At 46.8% G+C, this 24412-nt stretch carries 17 protein-coding genes; 12 read left to right on the top strand and 5 right to left on the bottom strand.

Translation table 11 applies throughout. From position 1 onward, the window contains the following. Positions 1 to 198 precede the first annotated feature (198 nt). Positions 199 to 876: a hypothetical protein gene (locus tag NM686_RS20030; RefSeq protein WP_255189584.1), complete on the top strand. Its 678-nt coding sequence runs from the start codon at positions 199 to 201 to the stop codon at positions 874 to 876. Between the two features lie 201 nt (positions 877 to 1077). Here the strand turns inward: NM686_RS20030 and NM686_RS20025 are convergent, their stop codons facing one another. Continuing rightward, complete coding sequence (locus NM686_RS20025) at positions 1078 to 2322, bottom strand: hypothetical protein (protein WP_269021974.1); 1245 nt, start codon at positions 2320 to 2322, stop codon at positions 1078 to 1080. A 1078-nt stretch (positions 2323 to 3400) separates the two neighbouring features. Between NM686_RS20025 and NM686_RS20020 the strand changes: the two genes are divergently transcribed. From NM686_RS20020 to NM686_RS20000, 5 genes are all read left to right on the top strand, one after another. Then, positions 3401 to 4873, top strand: a complete 1473-nt coding sequence (locus tag NM686_RS20020; RefSeq protein WP_255189582.1) for an AAA family ATPase — start codon at positions 3401 to 3403, stop codon at positions 4871 to 4873. Positions 4874 to 5127: 254 nt separating this feature from the next. Next, positions 5128 to 6264 (top strand): tyrosine-type recombinase/integrase, encoded by a 1137-nt coding sequence (locus tag NM686_RS20015; RefSeq protein ID WP_269021972.1) that lies wholly within the window; start codon positions 5128 to 5130, stop codon positions 6262 to 6264. Positions 6265 to 6330: 66 nt separating this feature from the next. After that, complete coding sequence (locus NM686_RS20010; RefSeq protein ID WP_255189580.1) at positions 6331 to 7536, top strand: tyrosine-type recombinase/integrase; 1206 nt, start codon at positions 6331 to 6333, stop codon at positions 7534 to 7536. Positions 7537 to 7989: 453 nt separating this feature from the next. Further along, positions 7990 to 9267 (top strand): AAA family ATPase, encoded by a 1278-nt coding sequence (locus tag NM686_RS20005; RefSeq protein ID WP_255189579.1) that lies wholly within the window; start codon positions 7990 to 7992, stop codon positions 9265 to 9267. Positions 9268 to 9871: 604 nt separating this feature from the next. Continuing rightward, a complete protein-coding gene (locus NM686_RS20000) occupies positions 9872 to 10987 on the top strand; it encodes a YagK/YfjJ domain-containing protein (RefSeq protein WP_255189578.1) in 1116 nt (371 codons plus the stop codon). 106 nt (positions 10988 to 11093) lie between these two features. On the opposite strand, the gene NM686_RS19995 is transcribed toward NM686_RS20000, so the two are convergent. Continuing rightward, positions 11094 to 12682 (bottom strand): IS3 family transposase gene (locus tag NM686_RS19995; protein WP_168033312.1). Its coding sequence is split into 2 segments (ribosomal slippage): positions 11094 to 12211 and positions 12211 to 12682, totalling 1590 coding nucleotides; the frame shifts between segments, so codons are not numbered across the junction. A gap of 245 nt (positions 12683 to 12927) precedes the next feature. Between NM686_RS19995 and NM686_RS19990 the strand changes: the two genes are divergently transcribed. The 5 genes from NM686_RS19990 (at position 12928) to NM686_RS19970 (ending at position 20632) form a co-directional block, all read left to right on the top strand. Next, positions 12928 to 15654 (top strand): DEAD/DEAH box helicase family protein, encoded by a 2727-nt coding sequence (locus NM686_RS19990; protein ID WP_255189576.1) that lies wholly within the window; start codon positions 12928 to 12930, stop codon positions 15652 to 15654. A gap of 24 nt (positions 15655 to 15678) precedes the next feature. Next, on the top strand, positions 15679 to 17694 hold the full coding sequence (locus tag NM686_RS19985) for a site-specific DNA-methyltransferase (protein ID WP_255189575.1): 2016 nt from the start codon (positions 15679 to 15681) through the stop codon (positions 17692 to 17694). Next, complete coding sequence (locus NM686_RS19980; RefSeq protein WP_255189574.1) at positions 17691 to 18743, top strand: virulence RhuM family protein; 1053 nt, start codon at positions 17691 to 17693, stop codon at positions 18741 to 18743. Before NM686_RS19985 ends, NM686_RS19980 begins: the two co-directional genes overlap by 4 nt. 103 nt (positions 18744 to 18846) lie before the next feature. Continuing rightward, the gene (locus tag NM686_RS19975; RefSeq protein WP_255189573.1) at positions 18847 to 19719 is read left to right on the top strand and encodes a restriction endonuclease; all 873 of its coding nucleotides are present in this window, start codon (positions 18847 to 18849) and stop codon (positions 19717 to 19719) included. 37 nt (positions 19720 to 19756) lie between these two features. Continuing rightward, complete coding sequence (locus tag NM686_RS19970; protein WP_255189572.1) at positions 19757 to 20632, top strand: three-Cys-motif partner protein TcmP; 876 nt, start codon at positions 19757 to 19759, stop codon at positions 20630 to 20632. Here the strand turns inward: NM686_RS19970 and NM686_RS19965 are convergent. Together NM686_RS19965 and NM686_RS19960 are read right to left on the bottom strand one after the other, a co-directional pair. Next, positions 20619 to 21371, bottom strand: coding sequence for a DUF5131 family protein (locus NM686_RS19965; RefSeq protein WP_255189571.1), 753 nt, complete (start codon positions 21369 to 21371; stop codon positions 20619 to 20621). The two genes, NM686_RS19970 and NM686_RS19965, sit on opposite strands and share 14 nt — an antisense overlap. A gap of 2 nt (positions 21372 to 21373) precedes the next feature. Further along, positions 21374 to 21625, bottom strand: coding sequence for a hypothetical protein (locus NM686_RS19960; RefSeq protein ID WP_255189570.1), 252 nt, complete (start codon positions 21623 to 21625; stop codon positions 21374 to 21376). 66 nt (positions 21626 to 21691) lie between these two features. Between NM686_RS19960 and NM686_RS19955 the strand changes: the two genes are divergently transcribed. Beyond that, positions 21692 to 23280 (top strand): IS3 family transposase gene (locus tag NM686_RS19955; protein WP_168033312.1). Its coding sequence is split into 2 segments (ribosomal slippage): positions 21692 to 22163 and positions 22163 to 23280, totalling 1590 coding nucleotides; the frame shifts between segments, so codons are not numbered across the junction. Between the two features lie 489 nt (positions 23281 to 23769). Here NM686_RS19955 and NM686_RS19950 read toward each other — a convergent pair. Beyond that, positions 23770 to 24138 carry a hypothetical protein gene (locus NM686_RS19950; protein WP_255189569.1) on the bottom strand — a complete coding sequence of 123 codons (369 nt, stop codon included), beginning with the start codon at positions 24136 to 24138 and terminating at the stop codon, positions 23770 to 23772. Positions 24139 to 24412 lie beyond the last annotated feature (274 nt).

Below are 24412 nucleotides of genomic sequence, written 5' to 3'. Positions count from 1 at the left end.
TGCTTTGCGCCAAGATTATTTTGGCCTTGAATAATGAATCAAAGCTCTCTATTTATCATTAAAGAACAGAGTTTACATTCATATCGACCTTAATGCGTTCTAATAATTGATAGCAGGTACACCTTATTTAGCACTATAATACCCGTGTATGCATCTACGTAGATACCTTTGATTCTTTATAAAATATACAAGTCTCGTATGAATAAGTTGTTAATTTCCGACAGAGATGCTCAGTTTATACGTGATTATGAGGAAAGAATCTGGTTCTTAAAGATGGCCGTTCTACATACCTGTCCATTGAGTCTTTTCTGTTCAAATCGGAACTGTTTTTATCACTGCCACAAGGAAATAGGACACCCGAAATGGGTTGAGTTGTTTGATAAATATGATCAATTTCTCGATATATTCAGCCAAGAAGGAAAAAATATAAAATCAAGTTTAATGCCCCATAACTGGCACACATTAGAAGCAAAGGTAATTTACTTTTTATTAAAGAACAAACATAAGGCAAAAAAGATAAAGGAAGCAGGGCGTCTATTTTCAATAAAAACTACCCAAGTAGACAGAATACATTCTTTTTATAGCAGCCAAAAAAAAGACTACCTTGCGCTATCTAACTCCGAGAGAAATCTAGACGGTTACTCCAATTACAAAACAATTTCAACACAATGTGAAGCCTTGTTAAATGAAAAAATATCCATAGAAACTAACAAGGACAAGGAAAATTTTTCAAATCACAAACAATCAGCATACAAGATCAATGAAAAACATCCATTATGTCCATTTTATTATGAATTTGGTTGGATAGAAACAGGGCGCGATTATTCTTTTATTGACGGATTTAAAAACCGGGTTAGCATTTTTCGTTCAAACTGAACACTATGCTGATACACAGATACTTTTTTATCACGGTAGCATGTTATTTTCGCAGGCTTATATTCACGGCATTAGTGATTAAGAGAATACGAGGGCATTATCGTCATACATTCAAAAAACGAAGCAATCCCTGATTTGTTTGGTTATAGAGAATGCATACTCAAAGAGTACCGTTGTTAGAGGTTTCATCAGGAGTTGTTTTTAACCGTGTTTCGGGGTTTTATGGCCCGATTTCAAAATATTCCCTTCATTAAACAAAATGTACGCAATAAAACATAAAGCGGCATGACGCTCAAACAACTCCTTTTTTCTAGCATGATATCCGCATAAAAAATAATCTGATCTTAACTCTTCGAATACATTATATTTTCCAGATAACTCCTTAACCAAGGCCACCATGCTTTTTATTGTGGTTTGGTTATGGCTTGAATTGTATACCATATTCGATAGCCAGTATCCTGTTGGTGCAATCTCTGTCAATGGCCACTCGATTAGTAAAAATCTGTCCTCACTGAAAATTTTATTTTCAGTCCAAACCCTCACCTTTTGCATACAAAAGTACGAGCTTTGGCTATCTTGACTCCAACTCACTTTTTCGAATTTCTTATTCTTTGGATTTTTAAATTGCGCGTCATTAACAAGCAACTCAGTCGCTATCTCTAATACTGCCCTTTGTTTGCTCTCATCACGCAATGAATCCTTTAAATCTTCTGACAATGCTAGCTTGAAATATTCGGCTATTTCGAGAACATAATCAAGCTCGACATTTTCTTTCTTTGCCAATTTATCAATAAATGTAACGTCTACATCAAAATCAGAATCCATATAAAGAGTAACTGATCTTTTATCGATCACATCAATGGTTTTTTTCATTCCGCAATTGAGAAATAAATCTGCCTTCGACAAAGCATAATTACCTGAGCTATTTTCTGCAATGACATACCCTATAGGAAATGTTTTATTTCCTGTTATATATGACCAAGTTATTACCGTCTGGCAATTAACTGTTCGCCCTGTTGTTGAAGATTTATTTTTAGTTACCGCATAAGCGTCATCGCGCCTACGCGGTATCTTAAATGTTTTTGCTATCAAATACCCAGATGTATTTGGCGGTACACACTCTGACATAATCGCCTTGAAAACATCGTTGTAGTCCCAGTCTTGCAAATATATTTTTTTGATTATTTGATCATACGCTATCTTGCTATCAAAAAGCGCTTCAGAAATCTTAGGGTATTTTTCATTGTCACCACACCTCTGACCATTATTGCTTTTTCGGGCTCGAATTTTTTGACCGGTTGTACCAAGCAACAAGCAGTATTCTTGAATTCTCAGCCATAGTCTTAGATTTTTATCTTCATCTGCCTTTGAAGTTTTTGTCGCAGATTTTTTTCTTAGACTTCTCACTGCCTCGATAAAGGGATGAACACTTGGTTTTTCAGGCATATTTTCCATATTTGTTATAAGAATTCATTTAACAGCACCTATTCTCGGCAATCGAAAGGAGCAAGATAGTGTCCACTTATATTAGGTGGACAATTTCGCGTAGAAAATTCATCATCATGATCGCCTGTAATTGAGCGAATGAAAGAAATTTGCGCATAAGGTTGGGTTCAAAAGTGAAGTGCTACATTTCGATTTTAATGGGTGAAGAATGAGTGCTACAAGCTGCTCATGTGCAATTCTTCATAAACAGCGAGCGGGCAGCACACCCCACGCGCGTATTAATTTCATTGGCAATGGCATCCATTGCTACTGAGTGTTGCCGGAAAAGTATTGCCATCAAAGATAAATGCCTTTGGGCAAATATAGGCGTACCAAAACCATTCCTGTTTTGTTAGAGCCACGCCACCAAGAACTAAAGATTCTTGATCTTCAGAGTAGAGGGACCGCTATTGTCACAGCAATCTGGTGTCCAGCGTTGGAGTAGGAAATTCTGTATATCGCAAATAATAATCCATCGACATGCAGTTCGGATGGGGTGGTTCTCGTCGTCGCTGCTTACATTGCAGGCTGTTGCAGTCAATTGTCGAATACCAGTAATTATGCGGACTGTTGGTCGTGGCGTTAAATTTGCGGTCTGTGCCTTGGCCGCCTTCAAGCTAGAGTTGACTGTGCTTTTGCTTCAACCACGCATAGTAACTGCAAGCCGGGTCTAGCAAGACTAGCTGTCCATCAATTTCTTGTTCATGCAAGTATCTCTCTATAGTCGTGAATCAGCTCGTAAGCTTTGGCACATTCGAGATCGAGATTCACGCATTTCATTGATAAAAATTCATGTTAGCGAGACGCATAAAAGGAAGTAACGGTAAAAAACTCTTTTTGGACATCGCTCAATTTAGTTAGTTGCTTCTAGATGAGCCAAGCCTTCCAATCATCCCTATGTGCTTTCATATAAACGAAAGCACACTTTCAATTTTAGACTGTCTTTTTTTTCATGGCTATATAAATCATTGTTTCATAAGATTTTTTCAGGCGAGCAAGAGTTCATTGGCTTTCCATTAACCATTAAAAGGAAAAATTTATGCAAAATTCGAAATTGATTGAAACGGCTGAAATCACGCTTATAGGCGAACTTATGAAAGGTGGCCGTGGGCATCTTATGGAGCAACCTGAGATTCAAACATTGCTGCCAGAAGACTTTCTTGATTTCAATAGAGGAAAGATTTTTGGGGGAATTCGCAAAATTATCGAAGATGGGTTCGAACCCGATTTAATTGTTCTTGAAGCCTTTGGCTACACCACAATCGCCGAAGGCGGCAAGATAATCATTGATATGCCATGTTGTGCTAATCCAGAGTTCTATGCACAACAAATTAAGAGTGCTTCTAATATCAGACGGGCTTCTCATTACGCGGCTAAAAGTAAAAAACGTTGGGATGACATTGAAAGCGGGTCGACGCAAGAAATCGAGCCAGTTCTAGATGACATTCGACGGTATTTAGATGAGTTTTCCGCTGTCGTTCAGTCTAGTACAAGTAAAACTTCAAAGTTTCCATTTTCAGCATTCGGTGAAATGGAAACCAAAGAACTCAATTGGCTGATTAAAAATTATCTTGAGATTGGCTCCTTGGTTGGCTTCATAGGAGCTCCCGAAGCGGGCAAAAGCTTATTGGCCGTGGATATAGCTCTTTGCTGCGCAAGCGGAACACCTTTTTGTGGCGAATATGCGGTGAAAAGTGGTCCAGTCTTCTATATCAACGGAGAAGGACACAACGGCCTGACACGTCGAATAAAGGGATTATGCTTTGATCGAGGTATCGACAACAGGGTTGATCTATATATCAGTCACCAACCGGCTTCATTGCTCAACGAAGATTCTTTAGCGGCTGTAATCGCAGGAATTGACGCCAGTATTGAAAAAACTGGGCAAAAGCCGGTCCTCATTGTTATCGATACCTTAGCTCGTAACTATGGTCCAGGTAATGAAAACAGCACTGAAGATATGACTCGTTTCATTGGCAGCCTGGATCGTTTGTTGAATCGTTACGGTGCCACCATTTTGCTCGTACATCACACCGGACATGGTGATCAGGAACGAGGCCGTGGGTCAAGCGTGTTAAAGGCTGCTCTTGATGCGGAATATAAGGTTCACAAAAAAGGGGACCAAATCACGTTTTCCTGCACAAAAATGAAGGATGCCGCTCATCCGCAGCCATTGTGCTTCAGCCTCAAAGAGATTGAGTTTAAAGCGGACGATGATTCATTGATAACCAGCGTTGTCCTTGAGAAACAAAATGACTTAACGTTTGAAGAAAGCAAGCCCAAAAAAATGGGCAAAAACCAACAGCTAGCGCTTGACAGGCTGGAAGAATTATTTTTTGAGGCACGGCCTTACAAGCAAGAAGGCGGTCAAAACCCGGACAACGCAAAGGTTTCTATTGAATTGTGGCGAAAGCGCTGTGATCTCCCGATTAATCGGTTTGAAGAAGCTAAAAAGGGCTTGGTGGAAAAAAACCTTGTCAGTTTAGACAGTCAATTTGTTGAGTTGCTGTAAATCATTTAATCATAACGAATGACGATGCAACCTAGGGTGATCCGATATTCTGATGCGCTTGAATACTGCGGCATGGGCAAAACTTTGTTTAACAGCAGTATTCGTCCACTCATTGAAGTTGAAATCCAGTACGGTCAAAATTTTGTTGCATATGACCGACGGGATTTGGATGAAGCGATTGATGAATTTAAAAGGCAATACGGAAAATCTAAGGGGGCAACCACAAATTTAAAGCAAATACAGGAACTAATACCATGTCAAAAAAATACACAGGATTGCAATTCGATAAAAAAACAGGTCAATGGAGCATCGATAAAACCATCAATGGAAAAAGAATCCGTCAGCGGCTATCGGCAAGCTCTCAAGAAGAAGCAGAAATGATGTTCCGTCAGGCCATTGAGCAATTCATTGGTTTGATTAAGCAAAACCAAGCGAGTACGCTGACTTTTAGGGAAGCGGGGATGAGATATGTTCAAAATTATCAAGATGAAAAGGACAGTATAGAGCGCGATATCACCTCGTTGGAAAAGCTTGATCCGTTTATTGGCGATCTGCCATTGGCTCATGTTCATGATCTCACGTTAAAGCCATTCATTGATCATGAGCAAGCCAGAAGGATCAAAAGTGGTACAGTCAAGCGCGACCTTGCGGTTGTAAGGCGCATTTTGAATTTGGCCTGTAAATCGTGGCGAAATGAAGCAGGCCAAGCTTACCTTCTAACTCCGCCAATGCTGAAAATTCCTAACTGGAAAGATGCTAGCAAACCTTACCCGCTAGAATGGGATGAACAACGTAAATTATTACGTCTGCTTCCTCAGCATCTCAGATTGATGTCTCTTTTTGCGGTGAATACCGGACTACGTGATCAGAGCGTTTGTAAATTACGCTGGGATTGGGAAAAGAAAATCCCTGAATTGAAAACGAGCGTCTTTCAAATTCCTTTTCAGGATGAAGATAGTGCTAATAACGTTGAAACCAGCGAAAAAAATGACTTAGATCAGCTAGTCGTATTAAATCGCGTGGCAAAAAAAGTTATCGAAATTCAGCGTGCACGTCGCGAACCAGGCTGTCCTTGGGTATTTCCAGTGGATGGTAAGCCCCTTACCAAAATGGGGGCTTACGATTGGCAAAAGGCTTGGAGAAAAGCGGGGCTTCCTGTTGAAAAACACATCGCTCGTGGGCCGCACAATTTAAAACACACTTTTGGGCGCCGCCTAATTGCAGAAGGTGTTCCCAAGGATATTCGTCGAGAGCTTTTACATCATAAAATTGAGGATGTTACCGATATTTACTCTGTAGCTGACATACAAAAAATGGTTGAATGTGCCGATAAAGTAGTCAAACCCAATGCTTACATATTGTTGCGTCGCGTCAAGTCGAAATCTAGTTAAATGATCACGAGGCATGGGCATTCTGTCGTAATCAGGATGCCCAGAAATTCATCGTGGACATTATTCATGCCACTTGATTCCAATCAAAAAATCTTCCACCATATTACCTGCAACAGCAAGACACGAATCATCCAACCAAAGGAGCATTCGATGTCTAAAAATTTACCTGGACTGCAATACGATAGAGCGACCGACGCTTGGAGTATCGACAAGCGCATCAAAGGACACGGTCGTATACGGCAGCGATTAGCTGCCAAAACCCCAGAAGAGGCCGAAAAGCAGTTTTTCCAAACAATTGCCCAAATTCAAGGCGAGGTTAATCGCCGCGAAGAAGGCATTATGACGTTTCGGGAAGCTACAGATCGTTACCTTGAGGAAGCCCAGAAGCGTAGCCTGGATCGTGATCGCGACTCTCTAAGGTTCGTGGCCCCATATATCGGTGATTTGCCGCTGGCCAATGTCCATATGGGCACCTTACAGGGCTTTATAAATGATCGACGGAAAGCGGGAATAGCCAGTAGCACGGTGACGCGTGATCTAACGATCGTTCGACGTGTGTTAACGCTGGCTGCAAGGGCTTGGCGCAATCAAGATGGAAAACCTTATCTTAGTTGTCCGCCGATGTTTGAGATGCCCGATTGGGAAGATGCGGCAAATCCCTATCCGCTGGATTTTGAGGAAATGGAGCGTTTGCTTAAGGCTTTACCGCCGCATTTACGCGCTATGTCTATCTTCGCTGCAAATACTGGTCTGCGTGAGCAGGGGGTGTGTTGGCTGCGTTGGGATTGGGAAGTTGCAGTACCGGAACTGGGTACCAGCATCTTCATCACGCCCTGGCGAAAAGGCATATATGCGGATGGCGTGTGGCCAGGAGAGAAAAACAAGGAAGATCAATTGGTGGTTTTGAATTCGACGGCGAAAGCCATCATCGAGACGCAACGCCAAAATCGCCAAAATGGTTGCCCTTATGTTTTCCCCTACCGTGGCAAACGGATTACGCGGTTAAATAACTCGGCTTGGAAAAAAGCGTGGCGAAAAGCGGGGCTACCTGTTTGTGATGAGTACACGCGAGGTCCGCATAATCTTAAGCATACTTTTGGTCATCGACTGCGGGTTGCCGGGGTATCGCTGGAAACGCGCAAGAAACTGTTGCATCACACCAATGGCGATATCACCACGCATTATTCACCAGCGAGCGTGGTAGAACTGCTGGAAGCGGTTGAAAAGATCGTTAACCTGAAACCGGTGTCGATCTTGAGACGAGTGATTTAAGTGAGGCTTGGAAAAGTTACCACAACAGCTCTAACGGGCAGGCGTGGCACTGAAAAAAGTTACCACAAGAATTACCCAGAAACTGACAGACATAAAAAAACCACTTACCCAGCTAGAGTAAAGTGGTTGATTTATAAAGCGTTTGATGGTGGGTCGTGTGCGATTCGAACGCACGACCATCGCATTAAAAGTGCCTTCGCTGTTTTTTATTTCCTTGTTTATCAACAATATAGCTTAAGGCTTTTCGTTCGCAAACCTAATAAAGCCAAACAGAGCCTACATTGAAATCGTCAAAATATCGCCAGCACTCAGCTCACTGATACGTGAATCGTACAGTTGTAGCTTAATGCTCTTATCGGGTTGCATAGCTATATAAGTAGGCGATTTTTAAGTGGGTTGGTTTGCGTAGTTTGTTGAATGTGGAGCTATACCTACAATCACAAGGACCCAAACATGGCACGAATCACTGACATCAACCCTAATCCTATCAAGCTTGGAACATCTATTGAAGAATACAACGCCTTCATCCATGGACCCAAATCATGGTACGGGGAAGATCCAAAGCGCCTTGAACAACAGGAGAAATTGCAAAGGGCACGAGAAGCCAACAAATTGCCGCTGCAGCAAGCCTCATCAATCAATGCCCAAGCAGTCATATGGGCATACGACAATTGGCTGCCTCAGGGGGAATTGACTATTCTGGCCGGTGCTCCAAATACGGGTAAGACGGCTTTTGCATGTACTTTAGCGGCGGGTATTACTAACGGGAACGGCTACCAACTGCATCCCGATTTTAAAGCCAATGGATTTGGCCACGTCATAATCGTGAACAACGAGGATAGCGTGAGCAATACCCTGCTGCCTAGATTGATTACAGCGGGCGCGAATTTGGATCGAGTTCATATCATTGACACCAAGAGAAGTACTAACAATGAAACCCCATTTTCGTTTAATAACGACCGCGATATAAACCGGCTGTTGGGCCTGAATGAAAAACTGAACCATAATATTGGGTTGATCATCATTGATCCCATTTACCTTACCGTAGATGGTGACCACGGGAATAACTCTAAAGCACGTCAAGCTTTCGAGCGTTTAGCGCAGCTAGCAAAACAACTGCAATGCGCAATTCTTGGCATTGCCCATACCGTCAGGAATCCTTCTGGCAAAGAACCTCTCGCCAGAGTAGCTGGAACACCCGCATTACGGGAAGTACCCCGTGTAATTATTCTACTCAGCAAAATTGCTAGTGGACCAACAGTCAACGGTGGAACCCATGTCCTCGTCCACGCAAAAAACAGCTTAGGTCCTATTGATGGCGGCTTTGAATATTGCCTTAAAGAAGTTGAGCTTGCTGATCAAAATGCCAACCCGAATACCCTAGGAAAGGGATTGCAATTTACAATCACAGATGTGAAATCTGGTTCTGCGGAAGAGATTCTGGCAGAAGCAGATCGACCAAAACCAGTCGAAACTTTGACGAAAACTAAACGGGCAGAGGAGTTTTTGCAAACTATCCTAAACGATGGCCCGATGCTATTTGTTGATATTGAAGAAATGGCTCTGAAAGAAAATGTAGCCATTGGCACATTAAAACTCGCTAAATCCAATCTGAAGATCAAAACCAAGAAACAAGATGGGGATGGTCGTTCAGTTTGGTCGTTGCCGGATTATCCAATTGAGAACACCATTGTTGAGCCCGTTTCTGACAATGAGACGCAACCCACATAATGCAACCGAATCCGTGACTCCACTTGGTGGTTCGAATGTGCATCCAGTATTCGGCCGAAAAGTCATAAAAAGCCAACGACGAGTCACGATCTTTTCCAAATTTAAATGCTTGGTGGTACTTGACTTAACTTTATGGAAATACGGCAGCACCAACATCTACTGACAAGAAACTCTGGCTTTGGATCGTTCGATAAAATGTAGATAGTATGGAGTTGTGCACTAACTTGGCATATATCGTCAGTTTTGTTTTTACTTGAAATCCTGAATACTCTGTAACTATTGAATCAGGATTCCCAGTGTCTTTTGTGGCAGGGTAGTTTTGGAGTTTATGTTATTATTAATATTAATAACTCATTCAAGACAAGACTAGCCCTGTCCGCTTCCGTCTATCTCTGCTAGTAACCCTCAAACCCTAACAGATGCTTAGGGACGTGTGATGGTTTACTTCAAATAAACCATCACTCACGATCATTTAAATACATATCCCCTATTGCCGACGATAGACAGCCTAGTCGTAAGTAATGTACTCCATACTATTACGACTATCCGTTACTGCCATAACTCCATCGATGTTTTTCAATTTACTTAAAACGAAGAGGCAGTTATGAACGCATATGCATACAAAGCAAACAACTATCTACTGAACCAAATCATCAATAGCATCCAGCTAAAGGAGCATCAGCAACATCCGATCCATGCCTTGAATCACATCAAGAATCTAATGCCGATCATCCAACAACAAACAGATGACTGTTTGTTTGTCGACACTACGGGTGATGACGATATTAAACAAATTACCCCGACACTGCTTGCATACGCAGTGATGCTGACCTTAGCTCACTGCATGGAACAGGTCGCCAGTTACTACCCGATCTACACGTTTAACCCTTATATCGACATCTTTGTTAGAAATGCAGAGAACGGTGGCTTGATCGAAAAGGTAAGGCGTCACGAAGCCTTAAATATCCAGGACAGCGCTTATAAAAACGATCACGAATACAAGATCTTCGACTATATGGCAATGGGCATTGATGATTTTATCAACCAAATCAGGCATGAGATGCGCAGTCCTTGGTTTAAAAGGCTGGTCTATAACGCTCAACGAGTATCAAGCGATAACTATGATCGTTTGCTGGAGTACATCAACGCTTTATTCGAGCGATACGCTCGACTACTGGTGTTGAGGGTGGATTTCAGCTATCAGTGGGATGACGTTTGGCTAGAACAAGATTGGCAGATGAAATACTACGAAGCCAAAAGAGATCTTAAACGCTTCCTAGATAATATGGATTCAAACAAACTGTTTCAGCATGTGGTGGGTTATGTTTGGAAACTCGAGTGTGGTCCCGATAAGGGTTGGCATTACCACGTACTCTTCTTTTGCGACGGCTCACAGGTACGTGAAGATGTAACCCTGGCCATGCGCATCGGTGAATACTGGAAGAAGCTTACCCTGGACAGAGGGCTTTACTTCAACTGCAATGCTCACAAACCTCAATACGAAACCGTTTGCATCGGCATGATTAACCACGATGACCTACATCTGATAGACCCCCTGAAAAGTGCGGTCAAGTACCTCACCAAGATTGATCACATTGCTAGAGCGTTAGTACCGGGTAATGGCAGAACCTTCGGTCGTAAAGAAATGCCCGAACCCAAAGCGGGTAATACAGGCCGGCCAAGATCGTTCGATCCGGAATTGATGTTTTATATCCGTTAGACTTACGGCAAGTCGACAGAAAAAAACCATGCACTGGCTATAACTGATGCATGGTTTGCCTTACTTACGGAAAATTTCAAGCTAGTTGTCGCCTCAATGTAAAAACTTATGCGGTTATTTTGTTTTGGTTAGAGGGCTCCTGGTTCGAGTTGTTTTGGGCTTCGGCATGATCGGGATTGAGATGAACGGTATGGATTCTGTTCCAGTTACGAGTATTTTTACTCCAGCGCTGCGGATTTTGGCGGCGGGCGTTTTCATAGAGCGCGGTGCGTTTCGCCAATAGGGCTAAGTCCAAGCCGGCATGGCGTTGCGCCGGGGTCACAAATCCAATGGCGCTATGGCGGTGTTCGTGGTTGTACCACTGCACCAGATCGGCCACCCATTGCCGGGCAACCGTCAGGTCGGCAAACGGTTTCAACGGGTATTGCGGGCGATATTTCAAGGTTTTGAACAGCGATTCCGAATAAGGGTTGTCGTTGCTCACGGCCGGGCGGCTAAACGAAGGGACGACGCCGAGCCGCTGCAAGGTCGCGAGCATGGTAGCCCCCTTCATAGGACTGCCGTTGTCGGAATGCAGGATGATCTGCCCAGGCCGCAGGCCTTCGCGTTGAACAATATCCTGCATCAGTTCGCTGGCCCATTGGCTGCTTTCTTCCTCAAATACCTGCCAACCCACAATTTGACGGCTAAAGATGTCGAGGAACAAGTAGAGATAGTAAAACTGGCCTTTGATCGCCGTCGGCAGATAGGTAATATCCCAACTATAAATCTGGTTCGGCGCGGTAGCAGTCAGCGCGCGGGGTTTGCTGCGCGGCTGACGGGGGCGTTCGCTACGGCGGTGTTTCAGCTGCTGGGCGGCTTTCAGAATGCGATAGATCGTCGATTCGGACGCCAGATAAATGCCTTGATCGGCCAGGCGAGGCACGATCTGGCTGGGCGGACAATCCGCAAATTCATCGGAATTGGCCACACTCAGGATGTGGGCGCGCTCGGCCTCGGTGAGCGCATGCGGCGGCGTGTATTGGCGTTGCGGTCGACGATCGGCTTTCACCGGTTCATCGTCACCGGCTTGCCAGCGCTGCAAGGTGCGCGGGCTCAGACCCAGTACAGCACAGGCTTGGTCTTGGCGGGCACCGGCGGCCATCGCCTCGGCAACGGATTCGATCAGGTTTTGGCGCTGCTGAAGAGACGTCATTCGACCTCGCCCCCCAACAGCGCCCGGACCTTTTTTTGCAGGATCAACAAAGCGGCGGCTTCGGCCAGGGCTTTTTCCTTGCGAGCCAACTCGCGTTCCAGGCGTTGGTTTTCGGCTTTTAGGCTGCGTAGCGTCTGGCTGTCTTTGCGGTCGTTATCGCTGCTACCGGCTGTGCAGAAATCGGTCTTCCATTGTTGCAATTGATGGGCAAATAACCCACGTTCGCGACACCAGGCATTCAAGGCCTCGCCCGACAATGTGTGGGTTTCCTGAAGTGCCTGCAAGCGCTGTTCCGGTGACCAATCTTGAGGGCGTTTTGCTGGGCTTTTTGCCCGGTTCTTATCGTTGAGTGCTGTGTGGCTCATCCAGGTTTTTAAGGTGTGCACGCTGAGATTCAATTCATCAGCGATGGCTTGTATGCTGCGATTGCCTCGGCTATAGACTTTGGCCAAGGCTTGTTCTTTGAATTCATCAGAATAACGGGTTTTTGAATACTTCATGTTTAAATCTCAAATTTCATACAGTCTGAAAATTTGAGGCGACAACTATTCTGACGCAGGGGGCTTATCCGAAATAAACGGACAGTTCATCGACTTCGAAGTAAAATGCGACGCTTAAAATTTTGGCCCGCTGGAGTTCGAAAAGCTAACGGTGACATGTAGCTGAATTACACCAAATTCTAATATTGCTGGATGGGGCAACGGAACTGAACAATGTGGATTATTAAGGTAATTGTGAACGCCCCATGACCTATCTCTACCAAGCTTTATCTGACAAAGTCGATGCTTGGCGCTCCGCCAATTACCCCTGTAACGACTATCCCGCAATCGGTGAAATTCTAGAGTTTGCTACAGAAGACTTGGAAACCGCCCAGCTTCGCTATCTGAGACGCGCTCAATTCCGGGCGTTGGAAACTTACTGGTATTTGAGACTGGTACTCGGCACACCAAAAATACCCGAGCTTTATGAAAAGCTGTTCCCGTCACCGAAGGACCGGCGTCAAGCCATGGGACTTACCCATCCGGATATTGTCGGCATCATCGCCGACGAAGGCATGGACGGCTGTCTCGATAAAGTCCTTACCGATAATGCCTTTGTACGCAAATATGCGTTGGAAAGCCTGCGCGAATCGTTAACACTCGATTACGCTAGCTACATCTTGGCCTTAGCCATGGGTGCCGGCAAGACTATACTGATGGGCTCCATCGTAGCCACCGAATTTGCCATGGCCCTGGAATACCCAGAAGGCCCGTTTGTAGAGAACGCCCTAATTTTCGCTCCTGGCAAAACCATACTCAGCGCCTTGCGCGAACTGGCTGACGTACCTTACGACCGCATCCTGCCACCACGGCTCTACAAATCCTTTGCAGCCAGCCTGAAATTGACCTTTACCCGCGATGGCGACAAACAAATCCCCATTACCTGGGGCAGCAGTTTTAACATCATTGTCACCAACACTGAGAAGATTCGTATCCAGAAACCCACGGCGCGAGGCAACCCTAACCAGCTGTCATTGTTGACCAGCACCAAAGCCGAAGAAGCCACGGAATTAGCCAATCTGCGATTACAAGCCGTTGCGTCACTACCACATTTGGCGGTGTTTTCGGACGAGGCTCACCACACTTATGGACAGAAACTGCTCGGCAAGTGGGAAAAAGACAAGGAAAGCGGTGAATTGTTGTTCAAAGCCGACGGTATCAAGAAAGTCCGCCGCACCATCGACTATCTGGCACAAGAAACCAATCTGATCGTGGTAATTAATGCCACTGGAACGCCGTACTTCGAACGACAACCGTTACGCGATGTTGTCGTCTGGTATGGATTGGGCGAAGGCATCCGCGACGGCGTCTTGAAGGAACTAGCCAACAATATCAAGGTATTCGACCTTGGCGATGGCGAAGCCGATACCCTAGTGGAAGCTGTTGTAGACGATTTTGTTCGCGCCTACTGGCATATCAGTCTACCCAACGGTGCGCCGGCGCGGCTGGCAATGTATTTTCCCAACTTGGAAACGCGCGACGAGCTACGCGGTGCGATTGAATCGGCGTTGGCCTTGCACGGCATCGGCAGCGACCAATTGCTGGCAGTTGATGGCAAATCCTCGGAAGCCATCAAGCAAGCCTTTTATGCCACCGGCTCGGATCCTAGCGCTCCGCAGCGAATCCTGTTACTGGTCAACATGGGTCAAGAGGGCTGGAATTGCCCTAGCTTGTTTGCCACTGCTTTGATACGCAAGCTGGCCAACAGTAATAACTTCGTGCTGCAAGCAGCCACGCGTTGTCTACGTCAGGTTCCCGGTAACAGCCATCCGGCTCGCGTCTATCTGACCAACAGCAATAAGAAAACGCTGGAAGCCCAATTGGCCGAAACCTACGGCACTAGTTTAAAAGACTTGGACGCCCAGCAGTCCGAACGCGTCGAAAAGGAAATCGTGTTGCGCAAACCACATTTGCCGCCACTGCTGATTAAAAAGCGCGTACTGCGTTACCGCCGCAAAGCTTTCGATGCCACGGCCATACCACTGACCTTCACCATTCCCGACCTGACTGCACCACAAGGAACGACGGTACAAACCCTGGAGATTGTGGAAACGGCATCCGGTAAAACCACCTTGCAACGCGTCGATGCTGGCGATGACCTACTGCCCAACGCGCCGCCAGAATGGGACACCTATGCGGCGGCGGCAGAGCTTGCCGCCAATTATCATTTACCTATGCGCGAAGTTTTAGCGGCTTTACGCCAGACGTATGGCACAGACGCGGAGATTCCCGATTATCATTTGCCCGCTATAGGTCGGCAGATCGAAGCGCAACGCGCTCAATATGAAGAGTACTTCGAAGAAATCGACGTAGCGGTGGCGCTAGTAAAAGCTGATGGTTTCGATAAACGCCCAGCGACCAAAAACGATCCAGACGGTGGTGTGATTTACACGGCGCGAATTAGCTTCGCCAAGCAACGCGAGGCGCTTTACAAAACCGCACAAGATACCGTGAATGCCAAACTGGCATTGGAGAGTAGTTTTCATTACGAGGGCTACAACTTCGATTCAGGCCCGGAAGCAGACTTTCTGGACTGGGCGCTAGGATTGCTCGGCAAGGAAACACACCAAATCGAAGGGCTTTGGTTTACCGGCGGCCTGACCGATCCGGCCAAGACCGACCTCTGCGCCGAATATCTGGGTGACGATGGCCGCTGGCACCGCTATACCCCCGACTTTGTGTTACGTCGAGCCGACGGCAAACATTTAGTAATAGAAATCAAGAAAGATGCCTTTAGCCCGGATATTGCCGCAGACTTGCAACGCTTTAACAAAGGTGAACAACCGCAAACTCTGGAAGGCCGCAAAGCCGTAGCGCTAAAACGCTGGGAGGTTTTGAACCCTGACAAGCTGGCCTATCACGTGATGTTCGCGGACACGCAATTAGCCGATGCGGGTAAAAAACAGGTCCGCGACTTTATCTTGGGCACCTAATGACAACGAATCGAAAACGACTCCATGGCAGAAAACACTAAGAAACCCCGCGACGTGACCGTCGCCAAAGCCAAAGGCCGGCCCATGCTCACCTGGGTGGGTAAAAAGCCGCTGGCACGGGTCACTGCCTATCCGTCGCAAGCCATCGAGCGCTTCGATGCCACAGCTGAACAAAACGTTGCGTTGCAAAATGCCGACTGGAGTGACTGGCCGAAAGATTTGCCGCAAGGCGGCCTGCTCTATCATGGGGACAACAAGGATGTATTGGCGCATTTGCTCGCCAACGGCTTTCGCGGCAAGGTCAAACTGATCTACATCGACCCGCCATTCGATAGCGGCGCCGACTATGTGCGCAAGGTGCAACTGCGCGGCGCTAAGGGCACGGTGAAAATCGACGGCGAAGATTACGCGCTAGGCGAGCAGATCCAGTACAGCGACATCTGGGCAAACGACAACTATTTGCAGTTTATGTATGAGCGGTTGTTGATGCTTAAAGAGCTTCTATCAAATGATGGAAGTATTTATTTGCACTGCGACCAACGCAAATCGCACCACCTAAAAATCGTTGCTGACGAAGTATTCGGACCTGAAAATTTTAGGAATGAAATATCTTGGAAAAGAACTTCATCTCACAATGATACGACCGACCGTTTCAGTAAAGTCAAAGATACAATTTTATTTTATTCAAAGGGTGATCAAACCTCTTTCAATACCACATATCTCCCCTACACTCAGGAGTACATTGATTCGGAATGGAATGAGCTAGCCTCTGGTAGATACTATAAATGTGAGAATATGCTTGATCCGCAGGGGAAAATGCAGATGTTTGATTTTCATGGAACCCAGGCTCGTTGGAGAACAAGTCATGAAAAAATGGAGGCTCTTTGGAATGCTCCTCAAGCAGAAGTTCCTAATAGTCATGGATTGATAAAACTTGGCAAAAATGGGAAACCCATAAAGAGGTGCAAAATTGTATTCATGGATGAATTGCCAGGTGTTCAGCTGAGTGATGTTTGGGATGACATTTCCTATATTGCCGGTAGAGCGCAAGAAGCTGAAAACTATCCAACGCAAAAGCCCAAAAAGCTATTAGAAAGGATTGTCTTTTCGTCCAGCAATCCGGGCGACTTAGTTCTTGATTGCTTTGTTGGTTCAGGAACAACTGTCGCAGTTTCCCAAGCATTAGGCCGCCGATGGATCGGCTGTGACATTAACAAAGGCGCGATTCAAACCACCGCCAAGCGCTTGCAAACCCTGATGCAAGCACAGCAAGCTGCCAATCGCCAGGGTCAATTGTTTAGTGACGACAATTCAGTACCACAGCCTTGCCAACTCGGTTTCTCCACTTGGCGAGTCAACGACTATGATCTACAAATCCAGCACAACGAAGCCGTAGATCTGGCTTGCCAATATCTCGGCGTTACCCGCAGCCGTACCGATGCCTTTTTCGACGGCACCCAAGGCGGACGACTAGTGAAAATCGTGCCGTTCAACCATCCACTAACGCCGCTGGATTTAGAAGCCCTGCGCACTGAGCTGAAAAATCGCCCCGATGAAGAACGCGACGTACTAATGGTCAGCCTCGGCGTTCAGCATGATGCCCGTCAGTGGTTGGATGACTACAACCGTAATCGGCCAGTCAATAGATTACATCTGATTGAACTGCGCACCGATCGCAAATACGGCGGCATCATCAAACACGAACCGTTGACGGCCGATGTGTCTGTCTCGCGTGATGGCGATAAGTTGCTGGTGGAAATTCACGATGTGTTGTCGCCCACCATCATCCATCGATTGAACCTGGAACAAGGTGTATTTAAGGCACAAATCACCGATTGGCGGGCAGTGGTGGATTGCGTGCTAATTGATACTCAACACGATGATCAGATTTTCAATGTCGTGCTGTCCGATGTACCGGAGCGCAAGCAAGATTTGGTTGTCGGTCGCTACGAGCTATCTGCCCCGCCAGTCGGAAGCGTTGTCGCAGTGAAGCTGATCGACATGCTCGGCGAAGAACTGATACTGCGTTTTGACGTATGAGCGAATCCATCCAAGCGCCTTCAGGAGAATTCCTGCTTTACGAAACCGAGGACGGCCGTACTCGAGTTGAATGCCGATTCATTGACGATACACTATGGCTGACTCAGGCGCTGATGGCGGAGTTGTTTCAGAAAGATGTTCGCACGATCAACGAACACCTGCGAAACATCTATGATGAGGGCGAGCTAGAGCCTGTGGCAACTATCCGGAAATTCCGGATAGTTCGTCAGGAAGGGAGTCGCCAAATCAACCGCAATATTGATCACTACAATCTGGATACCATCCTGGCCGTGGGTTATCGAGTACGTTCAGCCCGTGGCACACAGTTTCGACGCTGGGCTACGGAGCGACTACGTGAGTATTTAGTCAAGGGCTTTACACTTGATGACGAGCGCCTGAAAAATCCGCCTGTTGCCGGTGCCGGCGCACTGGATCGTTTTGATGAGCTGTTAGAACGCATCCGCGACATCCGAGCCAGTGAGCGGCGGATGTACCTGCGCGTTCGTGAGATTTTTGCCATGGCGGCGGATTATTCACCGTCCCTAGCCGAAACCACGCAGTTTTTCCGAGTGATCCAAAACAAACTGCACTTCGCTGTGGCTGGCAAAACGGCAGCCGAACTGATCCATGAACGGGCCGATAGTACTCTCCCCAACATGGGCTTGACGACCTGGAAGTCGAGCAATGTACAGAAAGCGGATGTTACGATTGCCAAAAACTATCTTTACGAATCCGAGATTAACGAACTCAACCGTATCGTCGTGATGTGGTTGGATTTCGCCGAGGATCAGGCGCGCCGGCGTAAGGAAATTTTCCTGAAGGACTGGGAGGAAAAACTCAATGCTTTCCTGAAGTTCAATGATCGCAATGTACTACCCAATGCAGGAAGTGTGTCCAAGAAGCAAGCCGATGGTCACGCTGAAGAAGAATACGCTCGATACGCAACTCAACGCCGTGCGCTATTGGAGGCGGAAGGTGAAAACTTCAACATTAAAACGCTGGAAGCCGCAGCCAAGGAACTGCCGAATGCCAATAAAAAGGCAGATTGAGGGGTGATTGGGCATTCGGTATTGGTGCACAAACTAACTAATACGTAGTGGTTTTAAGCGCACTTATAAGGCCTCACACTGAACAACCAAATTAGAGAGATCCATGGCAAGAAGGAAAAAAACCAGTCCAATTGAAGATTTGTTCGAAATTACCGCAGCGCTACCTTGGTGGGTGGGAATAATACTTGCCATCATCGCTTACGTTGTTCTGCATCGATACGCCATTGCAGATGTGCAGACTAGTGCGGTGCCTGGTCAAATCGGTCAGATGGTTGTTGGTCAAGTGACAAAAATGTTGGCAGGTTACGGGCAGTATGTTTTCCCATTTCTGTTTATAGCCGGCGCAATAGCGTCGTTTTTTGGACGGCGTAAACGTGAAGAACTTGTCCGGATAGTTGGCAATGAAAGTTCTGGCAATGCATTGCGTACATTGAGCTGGCAGAATTTTGAATTATTGGTAGGTGAATCGTTTCGATTGAAGGGCTACTCAGTTGTCGAAACGGGTGGCGGCGGTGCAGACGGCGGCATCGACTTGGTATTGAAAAAAGGTGGGGAAGTTTTTCTGGTTCAATGTAAGCAATGGCGAGCTTTTAAAGTCTCAGTGAATATTGTGCGCGAATTGTTTGGCGTGATGGCAGCACAGGGTGCAACGGGGGGATTTGTTGTAACTTCGGGGATATTTACGGCGGATGCCAAATCCTTTGCAAAAGGGCGAAATATCGAGTTGATCGATGGCTCAGAACTTACCTGGATGATTGATAACGCGAAAGCGGCGCGATCAATACGAGCACAAACCGAAACACCACCAGTGCCAGCATTTGTTACCAAGCCCGACATCACTGCAACTAGCCCGTCCTACCCCAATTGTGGTGGTGCCATGGTGAAACGTACGGCAAAACAAGGCGCCAATGCTGGCGGCACATTTTGGGGATGTGCAGCGTTTCCAAAATGTCGTGGCGTGAGGAATTTCGGGTAAAACAGGGCTATTTACATTTCGCTAGCAGGGGTTGCTAATGTTTGAAGAAGGAAAAATACCAAATGACCAACATTCATTCGGTGGTTCGTGGACATGCATCAAACTTGAAGCACTAGAAAAATATCTGGCTGCATTTAACACCGCTTTGAGTAAGCAATCTTTTACTCGGATTTACATCGATGGATTTGCCGGTACTGGACGTTGTGATATCACGATGAATGGCGAGAAAACTAGCGTGGATGGCTCGGCTAGAAGGGCTTTGGCGGTTAATCCACCGTTCAATAAATTTTGCTTTATCGAATTAGATGCAAAAAAAATGGCCGCTCTAAAATCTCTTCAGGCCGAATATCCAGAAAAATCTATCGATATCATCCAGGATGATGCCAATGCAGCTCTAAAAGAGATTTGTAAAAACTATAACTGGAAAAACACCCGTGCAGTACTTTTCCTTGATCCATATGGACTGCATGTAGAGTGGTCAACTCTTGAAGCCATTGCTGCAACCAAGGCGATCGATGTTTGGTATCTCTTCCCTTACTCTGGTTTGTACCGACAAACCGCTAAGAATGCCAATGCGCTAGATGCCGACAAAGAGAATTCAATTACTCGCATCCTGGGCACCGATGAATGGCGAAAAGAGTTCTATAAGCCACAACGACAAGCTGATCTTTTCGGCGATGAAAGCGGCGACGAACGAGAGGCTAATCATCATGATATGCTGAATTATGTCTCAAAGCGCCTCAAGGGACTTTTTCCTGCGGTAACTGGGCCGAAAATCCTGTTTCAAGCTGGAGATTCAAAAAAACCGAGTGGAGCCCCTCTATTCGCTCTGTATTTTGCCGCATCCAATCCCAGCCCTAAAGCTTTCGGACTGGCAACAAAAATTGCAAAGGATGTGCTCAACGCGCTATAGCGCCTTCAATCTGTGGGTAAGCATCCCAGGTTCGGCCTCGAAAAACTCGACCATTGGCTTTTTTGTGTCGCTTTACACCATCCGCGCCCCAGCCGCCCCACTGCTTAAAGAAAAACGCGGCACCTGCATTATCGGCCTGCTGCTTAACATTCTCAACCCACTCGGGTTTCATTAATCGGGCTTTTGGCCCTGATTCACCGCCCACAATGACCCAATGAATTCCAGTTAAATCAATTTCGCCTAAATCATCTAACAATGGCTCCACTGACAGGAATCGAATGTTCGCATCGATTTGCCGTAAGTAATCAATGCGAGGCACACCATATTCGCGATCTTCGACCGATACCCCTAGCCATACGTTTTTTGGGCAGCTACGATTTTGGAAATATTCTGGTAATCGTTTGGCGCGCTTGGTGAGAATTTGATAAGTATGCTGCGGAGTTTGCTCAATCACCGAAAATACCTGATCAAGAAATTGGTCCGGTATGTCCTCATGAAAGAGGTCGCTCATTGAGTTTACAAAATAAACAGTTGGCTTCCTGCGTCGCATGGGTTGAGCTAACCGTTCTGGTAGAATCGCCAGTTTGAAACCATTCTCATAGCCGGGCGCACCCATGGCATGAAGTCGGCCGGCCATCACTTCAGCATAGCAATGTTTACAACCCGGTGAAATCTTGGTGCATCCAGTTGTAGGGTTCCATGTTTGTTCGGTCCATTCAATCTGTGATTGGGTCGCCATAATCAATCTCCATTGAAGTTTGAGTGCTGGCTCATATTGCCAGCCATGTTTTTCTCGGCCAATAGACCATCAATAAGCTTGGAAAGTGCGACACGCAGATGCGCCTGATCTTCACGCCCGAGTTGTATGCGCACCTTTTCCGCCAATTCATCTACAGACAATTCTTTATCCTGGCATTCCCAATGCACGAGATGCATACAGTGCTCGATGATATGTGCTTTCGGATTAGCTTCACCTTTTTCATATCGACTCAAAGTCCCCCTGCGTCAGAATAGTTGTCGCCTCAAATTTTCAGACTGTATGAAATTTGAGATTTAAACATGAAGTATTCAAAAACCCGTTATTCTGATGAATTCAAAGAACAAGCCTTGGCCAAAGTCTATAGCCGAGGCAATCGCAGCATACAAGCCATCGCTGATGAATTGAATCTCAGCGTGCACACCTTAAAAACCTGGATGAGCCACACAGCACTCAACGATAAGAACCGGGCAAAAAGCCCAGCAAAACGCCCTCAAGATTGGTCACCGGAACAGCGCTTGCAGGCACTTCAGGAAACCCACACATTGTCGGGCGAGGCCTTGAATGCCTGGTGTCGCGAACGTGGGTTATTTGCCCATCAATTGCAACAATGGAAGACCGATTTCTGCACAGCCGGTAGCAGCGATAACGACCGCAAAGACAGCCAGACGCTACGCAGCCTAAAAGCCGAAAACCAACGCCTGGAACGCGAGTTGGCTCGCAAGGAAAAAGCCCTGGCCGAAGCCGCCGCTTTGTTGATCCTGCAAAAAAAGGTCCGGGCGCTGTTGGGGGGCGAGGTCGAATGACGTCTCTTCAGCAGCGCCAAAACCTGATCGAATCCGTTGCCGAGGCGATGGCCGCCGGTGCCCGCCAAGACCAAGCCTGTGCTGTACTGGGTCTGAGCCCGCGCACCTTGCAGCGCTGGCAAGCCGGTGACGATGAACCGGTGAAAGCCGATCGTCGACCGCAACGCCAATACACGCCGCCGCATGCGCTCACCGAGGCCGAGCGCGCCCACATCCTGAGTGTGGCCAATTCCGATGAATTTGCGGATTGTCCGCCCAGCCAGATCGTGCCTCGCCTGGCCGATCAAGGCATTTATCTGGCGTCCGAATCGACGATCTATCGCATTCTGAAAGCCGCCCAGCAGCTGAAACACCGCCGTAGCGAACGCCCCCGTCAGCCGCGCAGCAAACCCCGCGCGCTGACTGCTACCGCGCCGAACCAGATTTATAGTTGGGATATTACCTATCTGCCGACGGCGATCAAAGGCCAGTTTTACTATCTCTACTTGTTCCTCGACATCTTTAGCCGTCAAATTGTGGGTTGGCAGGTATTTGAGGAAGAAAGCAGCCAATGGGCCAGCGAACTGATGCAGGATATTGTTCAACGCGAAGGCCTGCGGCCTGGGCAGATCATCCTGCATTCCGACAACGGCAGTCCTATGAAGGGGGCTACCATGCTCGCGACCTTGCAGCGGCTCGGCGTCGTCCCTTCGTTTAGCCGCCCGGCCGTGAGCAACGACAACCCTTATTCGGAATCGCTGTTCAAAACCTTGAAATATCGCCCGCAATACCCGTTGAAACCGTTTGCCGACCTGACGGTTGCCCGGCAATGGGTGGCCGATCTGGTGCAGTGGTACAACCACGAACACCGCCATAGCGCCATTGGATTTGTGACCCCGGCGCAACGCCATGCCGGCTTGGACTTAGCCCTATTGGCGAAACGCACCGCGCTCTATGAAAACGCCCGCCGCCAAAATCCGCAGCGCTGGAGTAAAAATACTCGTAACTGGAACAGAATCCATACCGTTCATCTCAATCCCGATCATGCCGAAGCCCAAAACAACTCGAACCAGGAGCCCTCTAACCAAAACAAAATAACCGCATAAGTTTTTACATTGAGGCGACAACTAGCTTGAAATTTTCCGAAGTAGACTGCTTCACACCAAGTTCAAGAGCAAATTCAGACTGACTGCGTCCATTGCGCGCCATCTTGACTAATTGAGGGATACTGGTGATTGCCATTCGAGGAGCCCAACACTAATGCATTAGATGCATTTTATACAAAAATAAATGCACTCGCTGCATTTTTATAACTAAAAACTATGTTCCAGAAAAGTCTGGCTCCTTGATTACACCTAATTAATGAGTTCAGATATTCAAACAGGCGATGCCGCAGCTGACGGTCAACGTGCGGGATGGCTCGTAGTAGTCGAAACTCACGAACGCAGCGCCCCGGCACGGCGGGCGTTCTCAGCTCGCCCAATGTTGGACCCACAGGAGGCGCAAACAGCCTAATTTGCCATTCGCACAAACAAATAAACACAACAAGGCACCGGCTGAAGCCGGTGCCTTGTGATAACGCATTGCAATTGACGTTATGTTGGTTTCTCAATGTACAGCTGGAATTCGTTGTACTGATTGCCATGCTGGCTTTTAGCTTTGCCCATCAACTGGATCAATACCAAATCGCCGGGCTGGGCATTTTGAAGTTCCATGCCGTTGGACACGTAGGCATTCATGAAAGCCGAGACGACCTCGCCGTTCTCCCGTTCCACGATGACCGTTTTCTGGGGACCGAATCGGTCATGATGAAATTCACTAAAGCCCTTGATCGTGCCAATCAAGGGTTTGTTGACTTCATGTTGCCAGGGTATTGGCTGTTGTGCTGACACTTCGCCAGCTGCAATCGCTTTTAATTTCGCAAATTTATCATTTGCGTTATTGGTTTCGTAGTTATCAAACATCTGGAGCTCCAAAAATTAAACTGAAACACATCGACGCTGTATGCTGCCCATCGATGCCAAGTTCGGAGTGTGCACACTCCAGATGATTAAGGTTTTGCACACCCGTCTCGATCATGAATGCGTCCTTTAAACTCGATTCGGTCTTGTCAAGATGGCTTGGTGGTACGGAATTGCAGGCATGTTAAGATTCTTGGGCCGCTAAGCTATGATCTGTCGCTCTTATGACTGGCACAACCGGCGCTATACGGATCAATCTAAGGATTTGTGACAGAAG

The sequence above is a fragment of the Methylomonas rapida genome (assembly GCF_024360925.2).
GTDB lineage: Bacteria > Pseudomonadota > Gammaproteobacteria > Methylococcales > Methylomonadaceae > Methylomonas > Methylomonas rapida.
The sequence above is the reverse complement of the archived record's forward strand: the minus strand, read 5'-3'. Positions and strand labels throughout refer to the sequence as shown.

What these genes read in the sequence shown, in the direction of transcription:
- NM686_RS20030 (WP_255189584.1), top strand. Translation starts at nt 199, where the DNA reads ATGAATAAGTTGTTAATTTCCGACAGAGATGCTCAGTTTATACGTGAT.
- NM686_RS20025 (WP_269021974.1), bottom strand. Translation starts at nt 2,322, where the DNA reads ATGCCTGAAAAACCAAGTGTTCATCCCTTTATCGAGGCAGTGAGAAGT.
- NM686_RS20020 (WP_255189582.1), top strand. Translation starts at nt 3,401, where the DNA reads ATGCAAAATTCGAAATTGATTGAAACGGCTGAAATCACGCTTATAGGC.
- NM686_RS20015 (WP_269021972.1), top strand. Translation starts at nt 5,128, where the DNA reads ATGTCAAAAAAATACACAGGATTGCAATTCGATAAAAAAACAGGTCAA.
- NM686_RS20010 (WP_255189580.1), top strand. Translation starts at nt 6,331, where the DNA reads ATGCCACTTGATTCCAATCAAAAAATCTTCCACCATATTACCTGCAAC.
- NM686_RS20005 (WP_255189579.1), top strand. Translation starts at nt 7,990, where the DNA reads ATGGCACGAATCACTGACATCAACCCTAATCCTATCAAGCTTGGAACA.
- NM686_RS20000 (WP_255189578.1), top strand. Translation starts at nt 9,872, where the DNA reads ATGAACGCATATGCATACAAAGCAAACAACTATCTACTGAACCAAATC.
- NM686_RS19990 (WP_255189576.1), top strand. Translation starts at nt 12,928, where the DNA reads ATGACCTATCTCTACCAAGCTTTATCTGACAAAGTCGATGCTTGGCGC.
- NM686_RS19985 (WP_255189575.1), top strand. Translation starts at nt 15,679, where the DNA reads ATGGCAGAAAACACTAAGAAACCCCGCGACGTGACCGTCGCCAAAGCC.
- NM686_RS19980 (WP_255189574.1), top strand. Translation starts at nt 17,691, where the DNA reads ATGAGCGAATCCATCCAAGCGCCTTCAGGAGAATTCCTGCTTTACGAA.
- NM686_RS19975 (WP_255189573.1), top strand. Translation starts at nt 18,847, where the DNA reads ATGGCAAGAAGGAAAAAAACCAGTCCAATTGAAGATTTGTTCGAAATT.
- NM686_RS19970 (WP_255189572.1), top strand. Translation starts at nt 19,757, where the DNA reads ATGTTTGAAGAAGGAAAAATACCAAATGACCAACATTCATTCGGTGGT.
- NM686_RS19965 (WP_255189571.1), bottom strand. Translation starts at nt 21,371, where the DNA reads ATGGCGACCCAATCACAGATTGAATGGACCGAACAAACATGGAACCCT.
- NM686_RS19950 (WP_255189569.1), bottom strand. Translation starts at nt 24,138, where the DNA reads ATGTTTGATAACTACGAAACCAATAACGCAAATGATAAATTTGCGAAA.